This is a genomic window from Burkholderia humptydooensis (assembly GCF_001513745.1).
GTDB classification, from domain to species: Bacteria; Pseudomonadota; Gammaproteobacteria; order Burkholderiales; family Burkholderiaceae; genus Burkholderia; species Burkholderia humptydooensis.
In genome coordinates this window covers 3,877,556-3,895,419 of record NZ_CP013380.1, presented here as the reverse complement: position 1 = coordinate 3,895,419, position 17,864 = coordinate 3,877,556, and the positions used below count along the sequence as shown (strand labels likewise).

Sequence of the window (17,864 nt, the reverse complement as noted above, 5' to 3'; positions counted from 1 at the left end):
GATGTCAGGGGGCGGACGGGTCCTTCAGCGTTGACGAACTCAGGCCCACCTGCAACGTCCACAGCATCAGCACGCTGTCTTTCTCGTATTGGTATGCGATGGCGTCCGCGTAGCCGCAATTGGCGGGGTTGTCGGTCTCAAATTGACCGATGGACCCTGAGTACGGATGTAGCTCCTCGATTGTTTCCTTCGTGGCCCAGATACGCAACTCGGGCGGCGGGTCCAGATCGGCCGTCCACGTCGCTATCTTGGCGGCAAGCTTGCCCGAGCAACAGACGCCGGGGCGATATTGATATTTGCCCTTCATGACATTGTCCGCCCATGCGAGGAGATAGGCTTTTGCCTTTTCGTCGGCAAGGCTGCTGCTTCTCCAGTCGATGAATACGTAGGCGCCCTTTCGAAATTTTTCGTTGTCCATCAGCTCGGCGGCATCTGAGCCGTCGTCTTTGCCTTGCTTCTCGTCGATTTTCGCTGGGTCGGCTTGCTGGCTCCTGTAGAGGGGCAGCAAGCCCCAACCCTGTTTGGTCAGCGCTTCGCGCTTGCCTTTCCACTCGCTGTCAGGACGCCCGGGCGGAGGCGTCAGATGGTAGCCGCACCAGGAGAGGTTGGTTTTCTCCTTCAGCCATTTGAGCTGGTCCAGACCAGGAAAGTCCTCAATGTCGAATCCTGCATAGAAGGTCATGCTGGCGCTCCTTGATTGACGACTCGCAGCGATAGTTGGCGTGCTGGCAGAACGTGCGAGGCCACGAAACACAGGGGGGCTCGCGCGATCCGTCACACCACGGGAAGCAGCGTTTTCAGCGCCTCGTATTGCTGCGAGATCGTTTTGCGAATCAGGTAGTCTTCGATCAATGCCGCAGCGACCTTGCGCTGCGCGGCGATTTCCGGCAGCGATGCGTATTCGAGGTCGGGATATGCCGCATCGCGTCGGAATGGGGCTTCGCCGGGAGTGGCAGTCGTCATTGTCAGATAGGCGATCGCCTTGCCTTTCTCGAATACCACCATCGTCATCTCATGGGTGATGCCAGTGGCGCGCGGTACGCTGTAAGTCCGAAAGCGTACCGACGTGCTTATCCGCGTGTCGACATAGCGCGGATCGAATTCCGTTCGGAACAGCTCGCACAGGGTGTCCAACTGCAACTGGTTTTTCACGCGAATCACGACGGCCATCAATACGCCCGAAAAGCCGATTTGCCTGGGCTCAACGTATTCGTTTTGCTCGAGGACGCGGATCAGCACCAAGTCGTCGCTGAATGCGGCGTCGAGTACGCCTACGGCCAATTCGTTGGGCAAGCGCGCCACCGTTCGATCGATCAGTTGCCTCAACCTCACTCGCGCCTCGTCAAAGCGGATCAGCAGTTCGCGGGGGACATGGCCTCCCGCAGTGAAGTCGTTGTGATTCGCGGCCATTCCGTCGGCAATCCGGTCCATCAGGTTGCGTGCCAGGCAGTAAGCGGGGTCTCCATCATCCAGTATGGCTTGTGTCAGGGAGCCGCCATGCTGTTCGATGGCATCGGTGACGCTCGCCACGTGCGCGGGAGGGGCCGCATTGATATCGGCCACCCCGGCCATTTCGCTTAGCGTGTGGGCAATTTGTGATCTGTCGCTGGATCTCCAGATTTGCCCGAAGCGTTCAAAGCGTCTATCGAGCTTATCCGGGTGACGCGAACTTCCATCCGCGATCTCGCACAGCATCGTCGCGATTTCCCGCAGGTGGTACATGATGTCCGGCAGCGGCAGCTTCACTTCGGTGCTATCGCCGGTCGCCCCGACTTCCGCGCTGTCGGCGCCGGACGATTTCACCGCGATCGTCGTGTTCTGGATGTCGATCTGCCCCTGGGCCAGTTCCTCCCAGACCGCCACCGCTTCGATCGTGTCCCGTCGCGGCAGCGTGACGTCGATCAATTCCATCAGCAGCGGCTTGCGAACATCCGTTTTTATCTGCGCGGGCAAGGGGCCCCGCAGCAGGGTTGGCTGCGGCACCGGAAGCTTGGATAGCAGCAGAGGTGGCAGAGACGGCAATTGGGCGTGCCAGGTGTAGCCGAGCCGGTGCAGGATGAATGGACGGATCGCGTCATTGAGCAAGATGCCGGGTATCCGTTCCGGGTGATCGACGTCCGGGTCGGATATCCGGCGCCTGTCGTTGGTCCAGAGCCCCAGCCGTTGCTGGTCGAACACCTGGCGCAGCGATTGCGGGTCGTCGTATTCGAGCGAATAGGCCGAGTAGATCCGATGCTTTGACTTTGGGTCGTCCCGCTGCGCGATCCATTGCTTGATCGTCTGATCGGCGAAGTCGCCAGCCACCCGTGCGATGTCGACCCCTGCCCGGATCATCGTGTCCGTCACCAGCTCTTCAAGCAGGCCGTAGACGTAGGCTTGCAGCGGTACCGGCGCCCACGGATCGATGACGACCTGCGTATCCCAGTCGGATTTTCCGCCGCCGTTTTCCGTGGCCGCTGTTCCCTCGGGCTCGTGTATGCATTTGAACGCGTTGCCGCCCTTCATATAGAACTTCACCAGTTTCCGGCCCTGGACAACGTGAAATTTCGCTTGCAACGACTCGTTCAACTCGGCGATGCGAACGTCGATTTCCTGCAGCGCCTCCAGGACTCGGGCGCGGATGGCCCGCTTCTCGATGCCGTCCGGCTTTTCCACGTCGTTGATCAGTTCGGTCAGCCAACTGCTCATCGCGCGCCGCGCCGACCGCTGTTCGGGCGTTTCCATACATGCTCCCGGACTAAGTTTCAATTGCAGCGATTGAACGAGTTCGTCGAGTCATGACGAGTCCGTTGTCGGCCGCCCCCAAAGCCTTGGCTTGACCCGGTCGTAGGGCGGTCGCGACCTGGCATGACACGAAGCCGTCTGACGAGAGCGGGTCTCCCGCAAGGCAGGCGCTGCCCATGAGCTATCCCGCCCGAGGTCCCGTCGCCCCGGCCCCCGCCGCCGCGGCCATCGCCTGTTCCGCCTGTCGCTGCGCCGCCTCGACCGCGCGAGCCTGGGCCTCTCCGGCTTGCCGCGACGCGTTCGCCACGGCGGCTTCGCCGGCTGCCGCGCCGCTCAGCGCGGCCGCGAGCGCCTGCTCGGCCTGCGTCATCGCTTCGCGCGCGGCGTGATCGCCGTCGGCTGCGCCGGCGTGCGCCGTGCTGTTCAACGCGGCGCGCATCGCCTTGTCGGTCGCCGCGACCGCGTCATCGACCGCCTGTTGCGCCTGCATCTCGGCGGTCTGCGAAATGGACTCGGGCGGATTCGTCGCCGATACGTCACGTCGGGGGGTCATCGCATGCCTCGCTTGATCGGAGCCGGAACCGCAACCGTGGAAACGGCATCCGTCTTTCCGGCGGTGTGCAATGCGTGCAGCGATTCCAGCAGCGCCAGCCTGGCGTCCACGACCATCTGCTGAGCCTTCGCGCGCGCTTGCCTGCGCATGTCGGCGACGGCGGCGTGCGGGTTCGCGAATTCAGGCGGTGCGTTGGCCGGCGTGATGGACGGCGTGATGACCGGCGCGACGCCGGAAGGCGCGGACACGCGTAGCCGCCCGGCCGCCGCTTGCGAGTCTTCCGGCCGTTCGAATGCGTTCGAAATCGGTTTATTGGGAATGCTCACGATACGTTCTCCTGTTCTGCGGTTGCGTTTTCCGTCGCGGCGGGCGCAAGCGCCGCCGGCGCGGCGGGTTTCGCGCCGAAGTCGTTCAGCGAAATCACGCCGTTGCCGCTCAACTGCAATTCGGCATGCAATTGAGCGGACTCGACGGGGAACAGACAGGTCGCGCCATCCTGGCCCATCGTGCCGCGGTCGGGCTGGTGGGCGGCCAGAAACGCCTGCGCCGCGTGCATGAAGAGCTCGACGATGCGCTTGGCCGCTTCGCCCGTCTCGCCCTTGTAGGCGGTGTGCTGGACGATCTGCTGGGCGCCTTGCGACAGCCTCGCGAAGCCCACCATTCGGCCTTGAGCGAGCCAGTTGCGCACGGTCTGCGCGACGTCGGACGGCCCCGCCAGGCCCTGCACCTGCGGACAGTCCAGCGCGCCGAAAAGAATCGGCAGCAACGCTTCCGACGCATCCGTCGCCGCGGCTTCGCGCCGCTCGGGCGTGGCGGCGCTGCTGTTCAGTTGTTCCGCGTAGTCGAGATAGAAGCGGTAGAAGTCGCAGAATTCGAGCACGGTGCGCGCCTGCTTCAACGCGAACGAGGCGGCCTCCTGCTGCAACGGCTGCTGCCGTGCGCCCTGCGGCAGGTGCATCAGGTCCGTGACCGCCAGGCTGTCGTCGAAGCCGAGCGCCTGGAACAGCGGCGCCGACTTGACGCCCAACTGCGCGAGGAAGCTCGCGCCCGCGGCCAGTTCGTCGCGGGTGACGAGACGGTGTTCCGAGAGGACCTTCGCCACCTGCGCGGCCACGACGGACGAGCCGTCGCCGCTCTCGGCGCGCGCGAGGATGTGCAGGTCGGCCAGGCTCAGCGTCATGAGCTTGACCGGGCTGATCATCAGCCCGAGCTGCGGCAGCAGCGTGTAGCGCGACGCGTGCAGCCCCTGCTGGACCGTGGCGATCAGCTCCGTCTCGTCCGCGAAGTCGTAGCGCGCCGACGGCGCGGTGGCGGCCCAGACCAGCCACTCTATGCCGCCGTCGACGAACGCGAGCGCGAGCCGCCCGATGTCGGACAGCGCGTTGGGCAGCGGTATCAGCTTGCCGGCAACGGATACGGTCATGGCAATGCTCCTTGATCGGACTGCGGGAGGCATACGGGTTCGCTTCAGCCGGCCGGGAATCCCTTGAGCACGGTCGCGGCGACCGAGCCGATCTTCGCGTAGTCGTCGGTTGCGGACTTCATCATCTCCTGCGCCTGGGTGAGCGCCGTCGCGTATTGCGGCTTGCCGGTGGCGAGGAACTGCGCCATCGCCACGCCGGCCGCCGTCGTCGCGATCGTGGTGATGTTGCGCAACGCGTCGGTCGCGTCCTGTACCGCGAGCGCGGTCGATTGGGCGACCGACTGATAGGCCTTGCCCGCGCCGCTCGTCAACACCACCTGCGGGCTCATCGTCGCGAGCTGGCTCTGGTTGATCACGTCGATGACTTGAGAGTTGACCTTCGAGGGATCCATGACATTTCCTTCGGTGGGGTGAATGTGTCAGCGGGCAGCGCGAAATCCTTCAGTTCCTGCTGCTCGGTGCGCCGTGGTTCGGCGTGTCGCCGCCCGGCTTCGACAGCGCGGCCGTGACCGATTGCGCGAACTGGTCCAGCGCGTACTCGGCGTCGCCCGCGTCCTTCGCGGCCGTGTCGGCCGAGGCCTTCAGCTCGTCGAGGGCGGCCTTGGCTTCGCCGAAAGCCGTCTCGCTTTCCTTGACGGCGGCTTCCACGACGGCGGCCGGCGACGACGATTCGCCGGGCCCCGGCAGCGGATGCACTTCGGGCGGCGGTGCCGGCGCGGGCGGCGGCGGCGGGGGCGGCGCCGGGAACGGCACGGCGAGGATCTTCGCGCACGCGGCCGTCAGCGCGGCCGAGTTGATCATGCCGGCGCTTTGCTGGCGATTCACCGCGTTGTGCATGGCCATGCCGAGCGTTTCCAGCAAGACGGCGTCGAGCATGCCGAACGCTTGTGACGGCGATTGGCCGGTCGTCAGCGTGACGACGTTGCTGACGGCGTCGACGATTTGACTGTTGACGGTGCTGTCATCGGTGCTCATGACGATTAGCTTCCCTGTTGGCTTCCCTTGGCGATGATCAATGCGAGAACCTGAGTCGTGGCCGCGCCGGCGATGACCTGGCCCCGCTGCTGATTGGCGACGGCATTGCCCATCGCGATGCCGATGCTGTCGGCCATCGCGAGATAGGTCATGGCCATCGCGGCGGCGGCCGTTTGATCTACGGCGAGCTGTGGCATCGCGCGGACCGGTGCGGCCGAATACCCGATAGCCGGCGCGCATGGCGCCCGCGTGCCCCGGTGCGTCGGCCGCGGGCGTCAGGCGCGGTTATTTCAGGCCGAGGATCTCCGCGGTGGCGGCGCCCGTGGTGCCCGTTTCCACCGTCAGCAGCGTGGACACGGCCTGCGTGGTGGATGCCTGCATCGTCACGTACGATTGCTGCTGATTGTTCGTCGCGTTGTGTGCGGCGTTCGACAGCGCCTGGCTCGTTGCCACATACAGGTTGCCCATCGCGACGGACGGCGCGTCGCCCAGTACCTTCGTGTTGACTTGCGAGACCGAATCGGTGATCTGGCTGTTGACTGAAGTCGGAAATGCCATGATTCATACTCCTTAATATAGAGATGACGAGTGTGGCGATGATCAATGCACGGACCCTCAGCCGAGGATCTTCTTGGTCGCCATCGCCGTACTGCCGGTGTCCAGCGAGTACAGCAGCGCGACGCCCATCGTGGTCGCAGCCTGCGCCGTGACGTACATCTGCTGTTGCGCCAGGGTCGCGTTGTGTGCCGCATTGGCCAACGCCTGCGCCGTGGCCTGGTACAGGTTGCCCATCGCGATGGACGGAGAGACTCCCAGCACCTGGGTGTTCGCCTGAGTCACCGAATCGGTGATCTGGTTGTTGACGGCAGTCGGAAAGGCCATGTGCTCAACTCCTTGGGATCAACGGTTGCCGGCGATCCTCAGGTACCGAGGATCTTGGTGGTGGCGATCCCGGTCGTGGCCGTGTCGAGCGAATACAGCGTCGCGACGCCCATCGTGGTGGCGGCTTGCGCGGTCACGTAGCTCTGTTGCTGCGCATAGGTCGCGTTGTGCGCCGCGTTGGCCAGGGCTTGCGCCGTAGCCTGGTACAGGTTGCCCATCGCGATCGCCGGCGCATCGCCCAACACTTTGGTGTTGGCCTGCGTGACGGAATCGGTGATCTGGTCATTGACGCTGGTCGGAAAAGCCATGTCGGGCTCCTTGGTGGTTTAGTCCTGGCCGCTTAGCTGCCGAGGCCGCGAACGCCGGTGCTCAGGATGTCCTTGGTCGACACGCCCGTGGCGGCGGTATCGAGCGAGTACAGCGTCGCGACGCCCATCGTGGTGGCGGCTTGCGTGGTGACGTAACTTTGCTGCTGAGCGTTGGTGGCGTTGTGGGCGGTATTGGCGAGCGCTTGCGCGGTGGCCTGGTAGAGGTTGCCCATCGCGATCGCCGGCGCATCGCCCAATACCTTGGTATTGGCCTGTGTGACGGAATCGGTGATCTGGTCGTTGACGCTGGTCGGGAATGCCATGGTTGCTCCTTGTGACGGTGTGGCTGCCTTTCGGCGGGATGTTTTCGGTACGAACCCTGCGCAACTTGGCAGGGCCGTGAAAACATCTTAGAAAAGCAACCGCGGCCCCAATTGGTGCGACCGATGGAAAACACGGCGCCGAATCGGCAAATCGTCGTAAACGGCCAGACGAACCTGCCGAGCCGATCGGCGTTTTCGCCGTATCGGTGTCGGTTTCGTGGTGGCAGAAAAGGCGGCATGCGGAAAAAGCGCCGATTTGCGGCGAAATTTCCGATCCGGCCCGCAAGGGCGCGAGAAGGCGCAGTCGGCCGGACGAAACGTCTCCGGCGCTTCAGCGATGATCAAGGAGGCGGCGCACCGCGCGCGTGCGCATGCGCGCGCAGGCGATCGGCGCTGGCGAGCAGGCGGGTGCCGGGGTTGGCGGGGGAGGCGGCCGGCGCGCTCGGTGCGCGCTCTGGCGAGCGGCAACGCGTGCGTCGCGCTGCCGCTCCGATTTCAGCGTGCGGCCGCGGCGACGCGCCCGTCCGGCCCATAGAAGCCGTTGCGCGGCGGCGCGGCGCGCAGCACGGACAGCGTGCGTTCGTTGTAGTCCATCCGGATGCGGATCAGCATCCCGTTGATCGCGTTCGCGTGGCGCGCGCGCTCGGCCGATTGCTGCAGCAGTTGCCAGCCGTTCGCGAGGCGCGCGTCGTTTTCCGCCGCGAGATCCATCCCTTTCTTGCCGGCCGGCAGGCCGAGCGACGCGAGCAGCGTGTCGCGCCGGCGCTCGAGTTGCGCGAGCTTCTCGAGCAGCCCGGTTTTCCGCTCGACGATGCCCGGCAACGCGTCGAGCGGCGACGCCGTCGTCAGCGCCTTCTCCTCGTACGCGAGCAGGGACGCGTACGCCTCGACCGTCGCGTGCTCGTCGTTGACCGTGGCCAGCAGTTCGTCTCTCATTTCGTTTCGCTCGGCATGGCGGCGCGCGGGCCGTCCGCGCGCCGTGTTGTGCATTCCGTCGTCCGGCTGCGAAGCCGGCTCAACTGTTGCCCGTCTGCGGCGGCGGCTTCAGCAGATCGCGCGCGGTCTGCAGGATCCCGTCGGCGATCTTGCCCGTGTCGATCGACAGCGTGCCGTTCTTGATCGCGTCCCGGATCGCGTCGACCTGGGCGGTATCGATGTCGGCGCCGCCCGAAGCGGCGAGGCTGCGCAGCGTCGACGACAGGCCGGACAGGCTCACGCTCGCGTCTCCGCCCGCCGGCGCGCCCGCGGGCGCCTGGGCCGCGGGCGGCTGGTCGGCTTGCGCGCGAGCCGCGCCCGTACTGGCGTTCGACAGCGTGCGGGCGTTCGAAGTAGGGGTGGAATCGACATTCACGATGGTGTTTCCTGTACGGGTTTGACCACAATAACGGCAAGGCCGGCCCGAACTTTAGCCCCCGTTTTTCAGTAACCCCCTGAATCAACGAAAGTTTGCAATCTTAGAGGGGGATTTCCACCGTCGCGGCGTCCTTGACGATCGCCGTGACGATCTGGCCCGCCGCCATCCGCACCCGCACCTGTTGGCCAGGCGCCGCGTTGTTGAGCACGCTGCCCTCCGCCGAAATCGTGAATCCCTGCCCCGACGCGACGACCCGCACCGTCTGCCCGATCGACACCGACGCCGCGCTCTTCAGCAGATCCTGGCGCAGCGGCAGCCCCGCCGCGACCCGCGTGAGCGTGGTTGCGCCGACCGCCTGCTGCGCGTCGGTGATCACGGCGAGCGGCAGCATCGTCAGATCGCCGTCGCGCGCGACGAGATCGGCGGCCGTGAGCGTCTCGCCCGGCGCGATCTGGCGCGCGGCGACATAGTAGGTTGCCTGCACGGCGAGCTTCGCCTGAAGGTAGATCGTCCACGGACGCTCGCCCGCGCAGCGCACGCCGACCGTCGTGCGGCCCCACAGGCGCGCGCCCGACGGCAGGAACGGCTCGAGCGTCGCGCACGCGGCGAGCCCGCGCGGGAACGCGGGCGCGACGGTGACGGTGGTCTTGCCGGGCAGGCCGGCCGCCTGCTGCTGCAGGAACGCAAGCGCCGCGCGGCGGATCGATTCGCCGTCCTGCTGGCCGGCGGGAGCCGGAGCCGCCGCGGCGGTGCCGGTTGCGGCCGTCGGTTGCGCGCCGGGTGCGCTCGCCGCCGCCCGAATCGGCGCGGGGCGGATCGGCAGCGTGCGCGGCGCGGGTTGCGAGCGGAACGACACGGGGATCACGCCGCTTTGCGTGGCCGCTGCGCCGGCCGGCGCGCGCCATCCGGCCCCCGCCGGCGCGGGGCTAGCGGGAAGAGCCGGTCCGGCTGTCGATGGCGCGGGATTCGCGTGGCCGTTCGATTCGGCTCGCGGCGCGGCCGCGGTTGCTCGCCGGTTCCAGCCGCTCGGGGCGGCGGTCAAGGCCCGGCCGTTCGATTCGGCCGGGCCGGGTTCGATCACGATCAGGCCGTGGCCCGGCTCGGCCGCCGCGTGGACATTGCCGGGTTCGCCCGATTCCGCGCCCGGCGCCGCGCCGGCTCGGCCGGCCCATGCGGCAGCCGCCTGCGCGCTCCATCCGCTCGGGCTTGCCGTGCGGTCGGCCCCGTTCAGGCCCGCCGCGCCCGCGGCATTCGCGCCGCGCACACCCGCCGCGTTCGCATTCGCGAGCGCGGTCTGTGCCGATTCGCCGCGGCCCGGGATCACGATCATCCCGCCGTCGCCCGTCTGCTGCGCGAGCGCCGCGCCCATCCAGCCCGCCAGCGCGAGCGCCGCGGCAAAGCGCACGCGCGTTGCGCGGCCTGCGTCAGTCGTCATCGCGCCCTCCTCGAAACCCGTTTGGAAACCTGCTTGGAAACCAATTGATACGGGGTTGCATTCTAGGGATGGGCGAGCGCCGGCAAACCGCGAATAGAGGGGCCCTTTGCCGGTTATTCGCCCGATTGCCCGTTGCGTTGTCCGCCTACCATGCGTCCCATGGGAAAAAGCCTCTTTGGCCGTCCGTCGCCGGTTGTCCGCGCCGCGGGTGCCGCGGGCGGCGAAAGAGCGGCGCATCTTATCTTCAGACGGAGCTCGCGGATGTTGGACAAACTCGATGCCGAATTCGCGTTCGGCCGCCAGGCGCTCGACGTGCGCGCGTATCGGCAGGAACTGCTGTCGTCGAACATCGCGAACGCCGATACGCCCGGCTACCGCGCGCGCGACGTCGACTTCTCGTCGACGCTCGCCCGCGCGCTCAAGCAGGACGGCGCGGCGAGCGCGGGCAACGGGGCGACACTGCCGCTCGCGCAGCCGGCGGGCGTGACGAGCGGGATGTCGATGGCGGCGACTTCGGGCGCGCACCTCGCAGGCAACGTGAAGCTGATCCCGACGGGCGGCCCGAGCGACGACTACGGCCGCGCGCAGTACCGGATTCCGCAGCAGCCGGCGCTCGACGGCAACACCGTCGATCTCGACACCGAGCGCGTGCAGTTCGCCGACAACGCGGTGCACTACCAGGCCGGGATGACGGCGATGACGCAGCAGATCAAGACGATGATCGCCGCGATCACGTCGAATTCGGGTTCGTGACGCGCCGCATCGGCGCTTTTCCCGCGTGCCGCGCGCGTCACGGGAAACGGTTGAATGAGCGCGCAACGCGATAAGGAGCATGCATGCCTTCGTTGATGAACATTTTCGACGTCGCGGGTTCCGCGATGTCGGCCCAGTCGCAGCGTCTGAACGTGACGGCGTCGAATCTCGCGAACGCCGACAGCGTGACGGGGCCCGACGGCAAGCCCTACAAGGCGAAGCAGGTGGTGTTCGCGACCGCGCCGATGGGCCGCGCGCGCACCGCGTCCGGCCAGGGCGTCGGCGGCGTGCAGGTGACCAAGGTGGTCGACGATCCGTCGCCGATGAAGACGACCTACGATCCGTCGAACCCGGCCGCCGACCAGAACGGCTACGTGACGATGCCGAACGTCGATCCGGTGCAGGAGATGGTCAACATGATTTCCGCGTCGCGCTCGTACCAGGCGAACGTCGAGACGCTCAACACCGCGAAGCAACTGATGCTGAAGACGCTGACGATCGGCAGTTGACACGCGGCTTTGCATCGACCGAAAGAAACACGCACAGCAGAGAGAAAGGCGAACCGGGATGACATCTTCCTCCACGACCATCGGCAGCAGCGGCACCTCCGTGAACTCGCTGCCGTATGACACGATGAGCTCGAACGGCCAGTCGTCGGGCACGAGCGGCGCGAGCGGCACGAACGCGAACAGCAATGTCGCGAGCTCGCTGTCGACGACGTCGGCGGCCGATCTGCAGACGACGTTCCTCAAGCTGCTCGTCACGCAGTTGCAGAACCAGGACCCGACGAGCCCCGTCGACAGCTCGCAGATGACGTCGCAGCTCGCGCAGATCAACACCGTGAGCGGCATCGCGCAACTGAACACGGCGCTCACGTCGCTGTCGTCGCAGATCACCGCGAGCCAGCAGACGCAGGCGGCGATGCTGATCGGCTCGAACGTGCTCGCGCCCGGCAACACCGTGCCCGTCAAGAGCGGCGCGGCGTCGCCGTTCGGCGTGCAGCTCACGAGCGCCGTGTCGAACCTGACGATCAACGTGAAGAACTCGGCGGGCGTCGTCGTCAACACGATCGACGCGGGCGCGCAGTCGGCGGGCACCGTGCCGTTCAACTGGACGCCGACGGACGGGGCCGGCAACGCGCTGCCCGACGGCACCTACACGATCAGCGCGAGCTACACCGACACGTCCGGCAAGCAGTACGCGCCGACCACGCTGTCGTCCGCGCAGGTGCTGAGCGTCATCAAGCAGGCGGACGGCACGCCGGGGCTCGTGCTGTCGAACGGCTCGACGGTCGGCTTCAGCCAGGTCGCGTCGATCTTCCCGAACACCACGAAGAGCGCGTCGACCGACAGCTCGTCGTCTTCCACCAACTAATCCAGCACGTCGCTACGGAGACCGAGATGGGCTATCAACAAGGTTTGAGCGGTTTGGCGGGCGCGTCGAGCAACCTCGACGTGATCGGCAACAACATCGCGAACGCGAACACGGTGGGCTTCAAGGGAAGCACCGCGCAGTTTTCCGACATGTACGCGAATTCGGTCGCATCGGCCGTCAACAATCCGATCGGCATCGGCACGATGCTCGCATCGGTGCAGCAGCAGTTCAGCCAGGGCACGATCACGTCGAGCACGTCGTCGCTGAACGTCGCGATCAACGGCAACGGCTTCTTCCAGATGTCGAACAACGGCGTTCTCACGTACTCGCGCGACGGCACGTTCCAGCGCGACAAGAACGGCTACATCGTCAACTCGCAGGGCCTGAGCCTGATGGGCTACCAGGCGGACAAGAACGGCGTGATCAACACTGCGCAGACCGTGCCGCTGCAGGCGCCGACGAACAACATGGCGCCGACCGCGACGACCAGGATCTCCGGCCAGTTCAACCTGAACTCACAGGATACGGTGCCGACCAAGACGCCGTTCGACTATGCGGATTCCACGACGTACAACTTCCAGACGGCGGTCCAGGTATACGACTCGCTCGGCGGCTCGCAGCAGGTCAACATGTATTTCGTGAAGTCGGCGGCCGGCACGTGGGAAGCATACGCGGGCGTCAAGAACCAGACGCCGACCGATCTCGGCACGGTCACGTTCGATACGTCGGGCGCGATCAAGAGCACGACGCTGGCGGGCTCGACCACGCCGACCACGACGCTCGGCCAGTTCCAGTTCTCGATCCCGAACACGGACGGCTCCGCGACGCCGCAGGCGCTCACGCTCGACCTGACGGGCACGACGCAGTACGGCGGCAAGGACGGCGTGACCAACCTCGCGCCGGACGGCTTCGCGAGCGGCACGCTCACGACCTTCACGATCGGCAACGACGGCAAGCTGACCGGCAACTACTCGAACGGCCAGACCGCGACGCTCGGCCAGATCGTGCTCGCGAACTTCAACAACCCGAACGGCCTCGTGAACATCGGCAACAACCAGTACGTCGAGACGGCCGCATCGGGCGTGCCGCAGATCTCGGCTCCCGGCAGCACGAACCACGGCACGCTGCAGGGCAGCGCGCTCGAAAACTCGAACGTCGATCTGACGAGCCAGCTCGTGAACCTGATCACCGCGCAGCGCAACTACCAGGCGAACGCGCAGACGATCAAGACGCAGCAGGCCGTCGACCAGACGCTCATCAACCTGTAAGCGGCCTTCGCGGACAACAGCCAGCATGGACCGACTGATCTATACGGCGATGACGGGCGCGGCGCAGTCGCTCGAGCAGCAGTCCGTCGTCGCGAACAATCTCGCGAACGCGTCGACCACGGGCTTTCGCGCGCAGCTCGCGACGTTCCGCGCGGTGCCGATGAACTTCGACGACGGCAGCGGCAACGTCGATCCGGCGACGACGCGCACCTACACGCTGTCGTCGACGCCCGGCGCGGATTTCGCGCCGGGGCCGATCGAGCGCACGGGCAATCCGCTCGACGTCGCGGTTCAGGGGCCGGGCTGGCTGTCGGTGATGCTGCCGGACGGCACCGAGGCGTATACGCGCGCGGGCAACCTGCATGTCGACCAGAACGGGCAACTCGTGACCGCGAACAACCTGCCCGTCGTCGGCAACGGCGGCCCGCTCGCCGTGCCGCCGAACGCGCAGCTCACGATCGGCGCGGACGGCACGGTGTCGGCGCTGATGCCGGGCGATCCGCCGACCGCCGTCGCGATGATCGATCAACTGAAGCTCGTGAACCCCGATCCCGCGACGATGAAGCGCGGCGACGACGGCCTGTTCCGCACCGCGGACGGCAATCCCGCCGACGCCGACGCGGCCGTGAAGGTCGTGCCGAATTCGCTAGAAGGCAGCAACGTCAATCCGGTGGCGGCGATGGTGTCGATGATCGACAACGCGCGCGCGTTCGAATTGCAGACGAAGCTGATCCAGTCCGCCGACCAGAACGAGCAGGCGGCGAACCAACTGCTCAACTTCAGCTAAGCGCCGCCGGGCGCCAGACAAGGAGTCAACACGTGAACCGTTCCCTCTACATCGCCGCGACCGGCATGAATGCGCAGCAGGCGCAGATGGACGTGATCTCGAACAACCTCGCGAACGTGAGCACCAACGGCTTCAAGGGCTCGCGCGCGGTGTTCGAGGATCTGCTGTACCAGACCGTGCGCCAGCCGGGCGCGAACTCGACGCAGCAGACCGAGCTGCCTTCCGGCCTGCAGCTCGGCACGGGCGTCCAGCAGGTCGCGACCGAGCGCCTGTACACGCAGGGCAGCCTGCAGCAGACCGGCAACTCGAAGGACGTCGCGATCAACGGCCAGGGCTTCTTCCAGGTGCTGATGCCGGACGGCACGAACGCGTACACGCGAGACGGCTCGTTCCAGACCAACGCGCAGGGCCAGCTCGTCACGTCGAGCGGCTATCAGGTGATTCCGGCGATCACGATGCCGCAGAACGCGACGTCGCTCACGATCGGCAGCGACGGCGTCGTGTCCGTCACGCAGCCGGGCTCGAACAACGCGGTGCAGATCGGCGCGCTGCAGATCGCGACGTTCATCAATCCGGCCGGCCTCGACGCGAAGGGCGAGAACCTGTTCGCGGAGACGACGTCGTCGGGCGCGCCGAACGTGTCGCAGCCGGGTCTGAACGGCGCGGGCACGCTCAAGCAGGGCTACGTCGAATCGTCGAACGTGAACGTCGTGCAGGAGCTCGTCAACATGATCCAGACGCAGCGCGCGTACGAAATCAACAGCAAGGCCGTGACGACGTCCGACCAGATGCTGCAGACCGTCACGCAGATGTCGCGCTAACCGGCACCAGGTCAGAAGCCATGAAGCAGGTTCGTTTCCTCCCGCAACCGGCGCGCCGCGCGCGCGTCGCGGCCGCGCTCGCGGCCGCCGCGCTCGCGGGCTGCGCGCAGATCCCGCGCGAGCCGATCACGCAGCAGCCGATGTCGGCGCCGCCGCCGATGCCGCCCGCGATGCAGGCGCCCGGCTCGATCTACAACCCGGGCTATGCGGGCCGGCCGCTCTTCGAGGATCAGCGGCCGCGCAACGTCGGCGACATCCTGACGATCGTGATCGCGGAGAACATCAACGCGACGAAGTCGTCGGGCGCGAACACGAACCGGCAGGGCAACACGAGCTTCGACGTGCCGACGGCGGGCTTTCTCGGCGGCCTCTTCAACAAGGCGAACCTGTCCGCGCAGGGCGCGAACAAGTTCGCGTCGACGGGCGGCGCGAGCGCGGCGAACACGTTCAACGGCACGATCACCGTGACGGTGACGAACGTGCTGCCGAACGGCAACCTCGTCGTGAGCGGCGAGAAGCAGATGCTGATCAACCAGGGCAACGAATTCGTGCGCTTCTCGGGCGTCGTCAATCCGAATACGATCTCCGGCCAGAATTCGGTCTACTCGACGCAGGTGGCGGACGCGAAGATCGAATATTCGGCGAAGGGCTACATCAACGAAGCCGAGACGATGGGCTGGCTGCAGCGCTTCTTCCTCAACATCGCGCCGTGGTGAAGACGATGCGTATCCTGCTCGCGCGCGCCGTGCGCACCCTCGTCCGATCGAATCGCCGCGCGGCGGCGTGCTGCGCGCTCGCGTCGTGCGCGTTCGCGCTCGCATGCGCGCCCGCCGCGGCGCGCGCGGAGCGCCTGAAGGATCTCGCGCAGATCCAGGGCGTGCGCGACAACCCGCTGATCGGCTACGGCCTCGTCGTCGGCCTCGACGGCACGGGCGACCAGACGATGCAGACGCCGTTCACGACGCAGACGCTCGCGAACATGCTCGCGAACCTCGGCATCTCGATCAACAACGGCTCGGCGAACGGCGGCGGATCGTCGGCGATGACGAACATGCAACTGAAGAACGTCGCCGCGGTGATGGTGACGGCGACGCTGCCGCCGTTCGCGCGGCCGGGCGAGGCGATCGACGTGACCGTATCGTCGCTCGGCAACGCGAAGAGCCTGCGCGGCGGCACGCTGCTGCTCACGCCGCTGAAGGGCGCGGACGGCCAGGTGTACGCGCTCGCGCAGGGCAACATGGCGGTGGGCGGCGCGGGCGCGAGCGCGAACGGCAGCCGCGTGCAGGTGAACCAGCTCGCGGCCGGCCGCATCGCCGGCGGCGCGATCGTCGAGCGCTCGGTGCCGAACGCGATCGCGCAGATGAACGGCGTGCTGCAACTGCAACTGAACGACATGGATTACGGCACCGCGCAGCGGATCGTGTCCGCGGTGAACTCGAGCTTCGGCGCGGGCACGGCGACGGCGCTCGACGGCCGCACGATCCAGCTCACCGCGCCCGCCGATTCGGCGCAGCAGGTCGCGTTCATGGCGCGGCTGCAGAACCTCGAGGTGAGCCCCGAGCGGGCGGCGGCGAAGGTGATCCTGAACGCGCGCACGGGCTCGATCGTGATGAACCAGATGGTGACGCTGCAGAACTGCGCGGTCGCGCACGGCAATCTGTCGGTCGTCGTCAACACGCAGCCCGTCGTGTCGCAGCCGGGGCCGTTCTCGAACGGGCAGACGGTCGTCGCGCAGCAGTCGCAGATCCAGCTCAAGCAGGACAACGGCTCGCTGCGGATGGTGACGGCGGGCGCGAACCTCGCCGAAGTGGTGAAGGCGCTCAACTCGCTCGGCGCGACGCCCGCGGACCTGATGTCGATCCTGCAGGCGATGAAGGCGGCGGGCGCGCTGCGCGCGGACCTGGAGATCATCTAAGTGACGACTTTCACGAAAGCGAACGATCTGTCGCAGCGCTTCGCGCTCGACGTCCAGGGGTTCGACGCGCTGCGCTCGAAGGCCACGGCAGCGTCGCCGCGCGAGGGCGTGAAGATGGTCGCGGGCCAGTTCGACGCGATGTTCACGCAGATGATGTTGAAGAGCATGCGCGACGCGACGCCGTCGGACGGCCTGCTCGATTCGAGCTCGTCGAAGATGTACACGTCGATGCTCGATCAGCAGCTCGCGCAGCAGATGTCGTCGAAGGGCATCGGCGTCGCCGACGCGCTGACGAAGCAGTTGCTGCGCAACGCGAACGCCGCGGCCGACGCGCAGGGCGAAGGCGGCCTCGCGGCGATGAACGCGCTCGCGAGGGCGTATGCGAATTCGAATGCGTCGTCCGGCAACGGCGCGCTCGCGGGCACGCGCGGCTATTCGGCGGCGAGCGCGCTCACGCCGCCGCTGAAGGGCAACGGCAATTCCGCGCAGGCGGACGCGTTCGTCGAGAAGATGGCGGGCGCCGCGCAGGCAGCGAGCGCGGCCACCGGCATTCCGGCGCGCTTCATCGTCGGCCAGGCGGCGCTCGAATCCGGCTGGGGCAAGCGCGAGATCCGCGGCGCGAACGGCGAATCGAGCTACAACGTGTTCGGCATCAAGGCGACGAAGGGCTGGGCCGGCCGCACGGTGTCGGCCGTCACGACCGAGTACGAGAACGGCAAGCCGCGCCGCGTCGTCGCGCAGTTCCGCGCGTACGACTCATACGAGCACGCGATGACCGATTACGCGAACCTCCTGAAGAACAACCCGCGCTACGCGGGCGTGCTGAACGCGGGCCACAGCGCGGAAGGCTTCGCCAACGGGATGCAGAAGGCCGGCTACGCGACCGATCCGCACTACGCGAAGAAGCTGATTTCGATCATGCAGCAGCTCGGCTGACCTCGGTCGACACAAGCCGAGCAACCGTTCGGT

24 protein-coding genes are annotated in these 17,864 nt (G+C 66.7%); 9 read left to right on the top strand and 15 right to left on the bottom strand.

Translation table 11 applies throughout. The features are described 5' to 3' along the window. Positions 1-4: 4 nt before the first annotated feature. The 15 genes from AQ610_RS17415 to flgA all read right to left on the bottom strand — a co-directional run bounded on the left by AQ610_RS17415 (position 5) and on the right by flgA (position 9,977). Positions 5-682, bottom strand: a complete 678-nt coding sequence (locus AQ610_RS17415) for a glycoside hydrolase domain-containing protein (RefSeq protein ID WP_006024219.1) — start codon at positions 680-682, stop codon at positions 5-7. A 92-nt stretch (positions 683-774) separates the two neighbouring features. After that, positions 775-2,724 (bottom strand): hypothetical protein, encoded by a 1,950-nt coding sequence (locus AQ610_RS17410; protein WP_006024220.1) that lies wholly within the window; start codon positions 2,722-2,724, stop codon positions 775-777. Between the two features lie 181 nt (positions 2,725-2,905). Beyond that, positions 2,906-3,214: a hypothetical protein gene (locus AQ610_RS17405; RefSeq protein WP_009917260.1), complete on the bottom strand. Its 309-nt coding sequence runs from the start codon at positions 3,212-3,214 to the stop codon at positions 2,906-2,908. Between the two features lie 59 nt (positions 3,215-3,273). Continuing rightward, positions 3,274-3,603: a hypothetical protein gene (locus AQ610_RS17400; RefSeq protein ID WP_006024222.1), complete on the bottom strand. Its 330-nt coding sequence runs from the start codon at positions 3,601-3,603 to the stop codon at positions 3,274-3,276. After that, the gene (locus AQ610_RS17395; protein WP_006024223.1) at positions 3,600-4,700 is read right to left on the bottom strand and encodes a hypothetical protein; all 1,101 of its coding nucleotides are present in this window, start codon (positions 4,698-4,700) and stop codon (positions 3,600-3,602) included. The genes AQ610_RS17400 and AQ610_RS17395 overlap by 4 nt, the downstream gene beginning before the upstream one ends. A 44-nt stretch (positions 4,701-4,744) precedes the next feature. Further along, complete coding sequence (locus AQ610_RS17390; RefSeq protein WP_006024224.1) at positions 4,745-5,092, bottom strand: hypothetical protein; 348 nt, start codon at positions 5,090-5,092, stop codon at positions 4,745-4,747. Positions 5,093-5,141: 49 nt separating this feature from the next. Continuing rightward, a complete protein-coding gene (locus AQ610_RS37915) occupies positions 5,142-5,675 on the bottom strand; it encodes a RebB family R body protein (protein WP_006024225.1) in 534 nt (177 codons plus the stop codon). Positions 5,676-5,680: 5 nt separating this feature from the next. Continuing rightward, entirely contained in the window at positions 5,681-5,872 is a 192-nt protein-coding gene (locus tag AQ610_RS17380; protein WP_009911057.1) for a RebB family R body protein, read from the bottom strand. Between the two features lie 88 nt (positions 5,873-5,960). After that, the gene (locus tag AQ610_RS17375; RefSeq protein ID WP_006024227.1) at positions 5,961-6,233 is read right to left on the bottom strand and encodes a RebB family R body protein; all 273 of its coding nucleotides are present in this window, start codon (positions 6,231-6,233) and stop codon (positions 5,961-5,963) included. Positions 6,234-6,290: 57 nt separating this feature from the next. Then, positions 6,291-6,557, bottom strand: coding sequence for a RebB family R body protein (locus AQ610_RS17370; RefSeq protein WP_006024228.1), 267 nt, complete (start codon positions 6,555-6,557; stop codon positions 6,291-6,293). 38 nt (positions 6,558-6,595) lie between these two features. After that, positions 6,596-6,865 carry a RebB family R body protein gene (locus AQ610_RS17365; RefSeq protein WP_006024229.1) on the bottom strand — a complete coding sequence of 90 codons (270 nt, stop codon included), beginning with the start codon at positions 6,863-6,865 and terminating at the stop codon, positions 6,596-6,598. A gap of 32 nt (positions 6,866-6,897) precedes the next feature. Continuing rightward, the gene (locus AQ610_RS17360; RefSeq protein WP_006024230.1) at positions 6,898-7,188 is read right to left on the bottom strand and encodes a RebB family R body protein; all 291 of its coding nucleotides are present in this window, start codon (positions 7,186-7,188) and stop codon (positions 6,898-6,900) included. Positions 7,189-7,683: 495 nt separating this feature from the next. After that, positions 7,684-8,178 carry a flagellar protein FlgN gene (locus tag AQ610_RS17355; RefSeq protein WP_009911058.1) on the bottom strand — a complete coding sequence of 165 codons (495 nt, stop codon included), beginning with the start codon at positions 8,176-8,178 and terminating at the stop codon, positions 7,684-7,686. Between the two features lie 25 nt (positions 8,179-8,203). After that, positions 8,204-8,539 carry a flagellar biosynthesis anti-sigma factor FlgM gene (flgM, locus tag AQ610_RS17350; RefSeq protein WP_006024232.1) on the bottom strand — a complete coding sequence of 112 codons (336 nt, stop codon included), beginning with the start codon at positions 8,537-8,539 and terminating at the stop codon, positions 8,204-8,206. A 103-nt stretch (positions 8,540-8,642) separates the two neighbouring features. Beyond that, a complete protein-coding gene (flgA, locus tag AQ610_RS36875; RefSeq protein ID WP_006024233.1) occupies positions 8,643-9,977 on the bottom strand; it encodes a flagellar basal body P-ring formation chaperone FlgA in 1,335 nt (444 codons plus the stop codon). Between the two features lie 261 nt (positions 9,978-10,238). On the opposite strand from flgA, the gene flgB reads away from it, so the two are divergent. The 9 genes from flgB to flgJ all read left to right on the top strand — a co-directional run bounded on the left by flgB (position 10,239) and on the right by flgJ (position 17,831). Beyond that, a complete protein-coding gene (flgB, locus tag AQ610_RS17340; protein WP_009911062.1) occupies positions 10,239-10,730 on the top strand; it encodes a flagellar basal body rod protein FlgB in 492 nt (163 codons plus the stop codon). A gap of 83 nt (positions 10,731-10,813) precedes the next feature. Then, complete coding sequence (gene flgC / locus AQ610_RS17335) at positions 10,814-11,239, top strand: flagellar basal body rod protein FlgC (protein ID WP_009911063.1); 426 nt, start codon at positions 10,814-10,816, stop codon at positions 11,237-11,239. A gap of 58 nt (positions 11,240-11,297) precedes the next feature. Further along, positions 11,298-12,104: a flagellar hook assembly protein FlgD gene (gene flgD / locus AQ610_RS17330; protein WP_006024236.1), complete on the top strand. Its 807-nt coding sequence runs from the start codon at positions 11,298-11,300 to the stop codon at positions 12,102-12,104. A 26-nt stretch (positions 12,105-12,130) separates the two neighbouring features. Next, the gene (gene flgE / locus AQ610_RS17325) at positions 12,131-13,372 is read left to right on the top strand and encodes a flagellar hook protein FlgE (protein WP_009911064.1); all 1,242 of its coding nucleotides are present in this window, start codon (positions 12,131-12,133) and stop codon (positions 13,370-13,372) included. Positions 13,373-13,397: 25 nt separating this feature from the next. Further along, on the top strand, positions 13,398-14,159 hold the full coding sequence (flgF, locus tag AQ610_RS17320; RefSeq protein WP_006024238.1) for a flagellar basal-body rod protein FlgF: 762 nt from the start codon (positions 13,398-13,400) through the stop codon (positions 14,157-14,159). A 32-nt stretch (positions 14,160-14,191) separates the two neighbouring features. Next, complete coding sequence (flgG, locus tag AQ610_RS17315) at positions 14,192-14,980, top strand: flagellar basal-body rod protein FlgG (RefSeq protein ID WP_006024239.1); 789 nt, start codon at positions 14,192-14,194, stop codon at positions 14,978-14,980. Positions 14,981-15,000: 20 nt separating this feature from the next. Next, the gene (gene flgH / locus AQ610_RS17310; RefSeq protein ID WP_006024240.1) at positions 15,001-15,696 is read left to right on the top strand and encodes a flagellar basal body L-ring protein FlgH; all 696 of its coding nucleotides are present in this window, start codon (positions 15,001-15,003) and stop codon (positions 15,694-15,696) included. 5 nt (positions 15,697-15,701) lie between these two features. After that, positions 15,702-16,895, top strand: a complete 1,194-nt coding sequence (locus AQ610_RS17305) for a flagellar basal body P-ring protein FlgI (RefSeq protein ID WP_045554919.1) — start codon at positions 15,702-15,704, stop codon at positions 16,893-16,895. Beyond that, complete coding sequence (gene flgJ, locus AQ610_RS17300; protein WP_006024242.1) at positions 16,896-17,831, top strand: flagellar assembly peptidoglycan hydrolase FlgJ; 936 nt, start codon at positions 16,896-16,898, stop codon at positions 17,829-17,831. Positions 17,832-17,864: the final 33 nt, after the last annotated feature.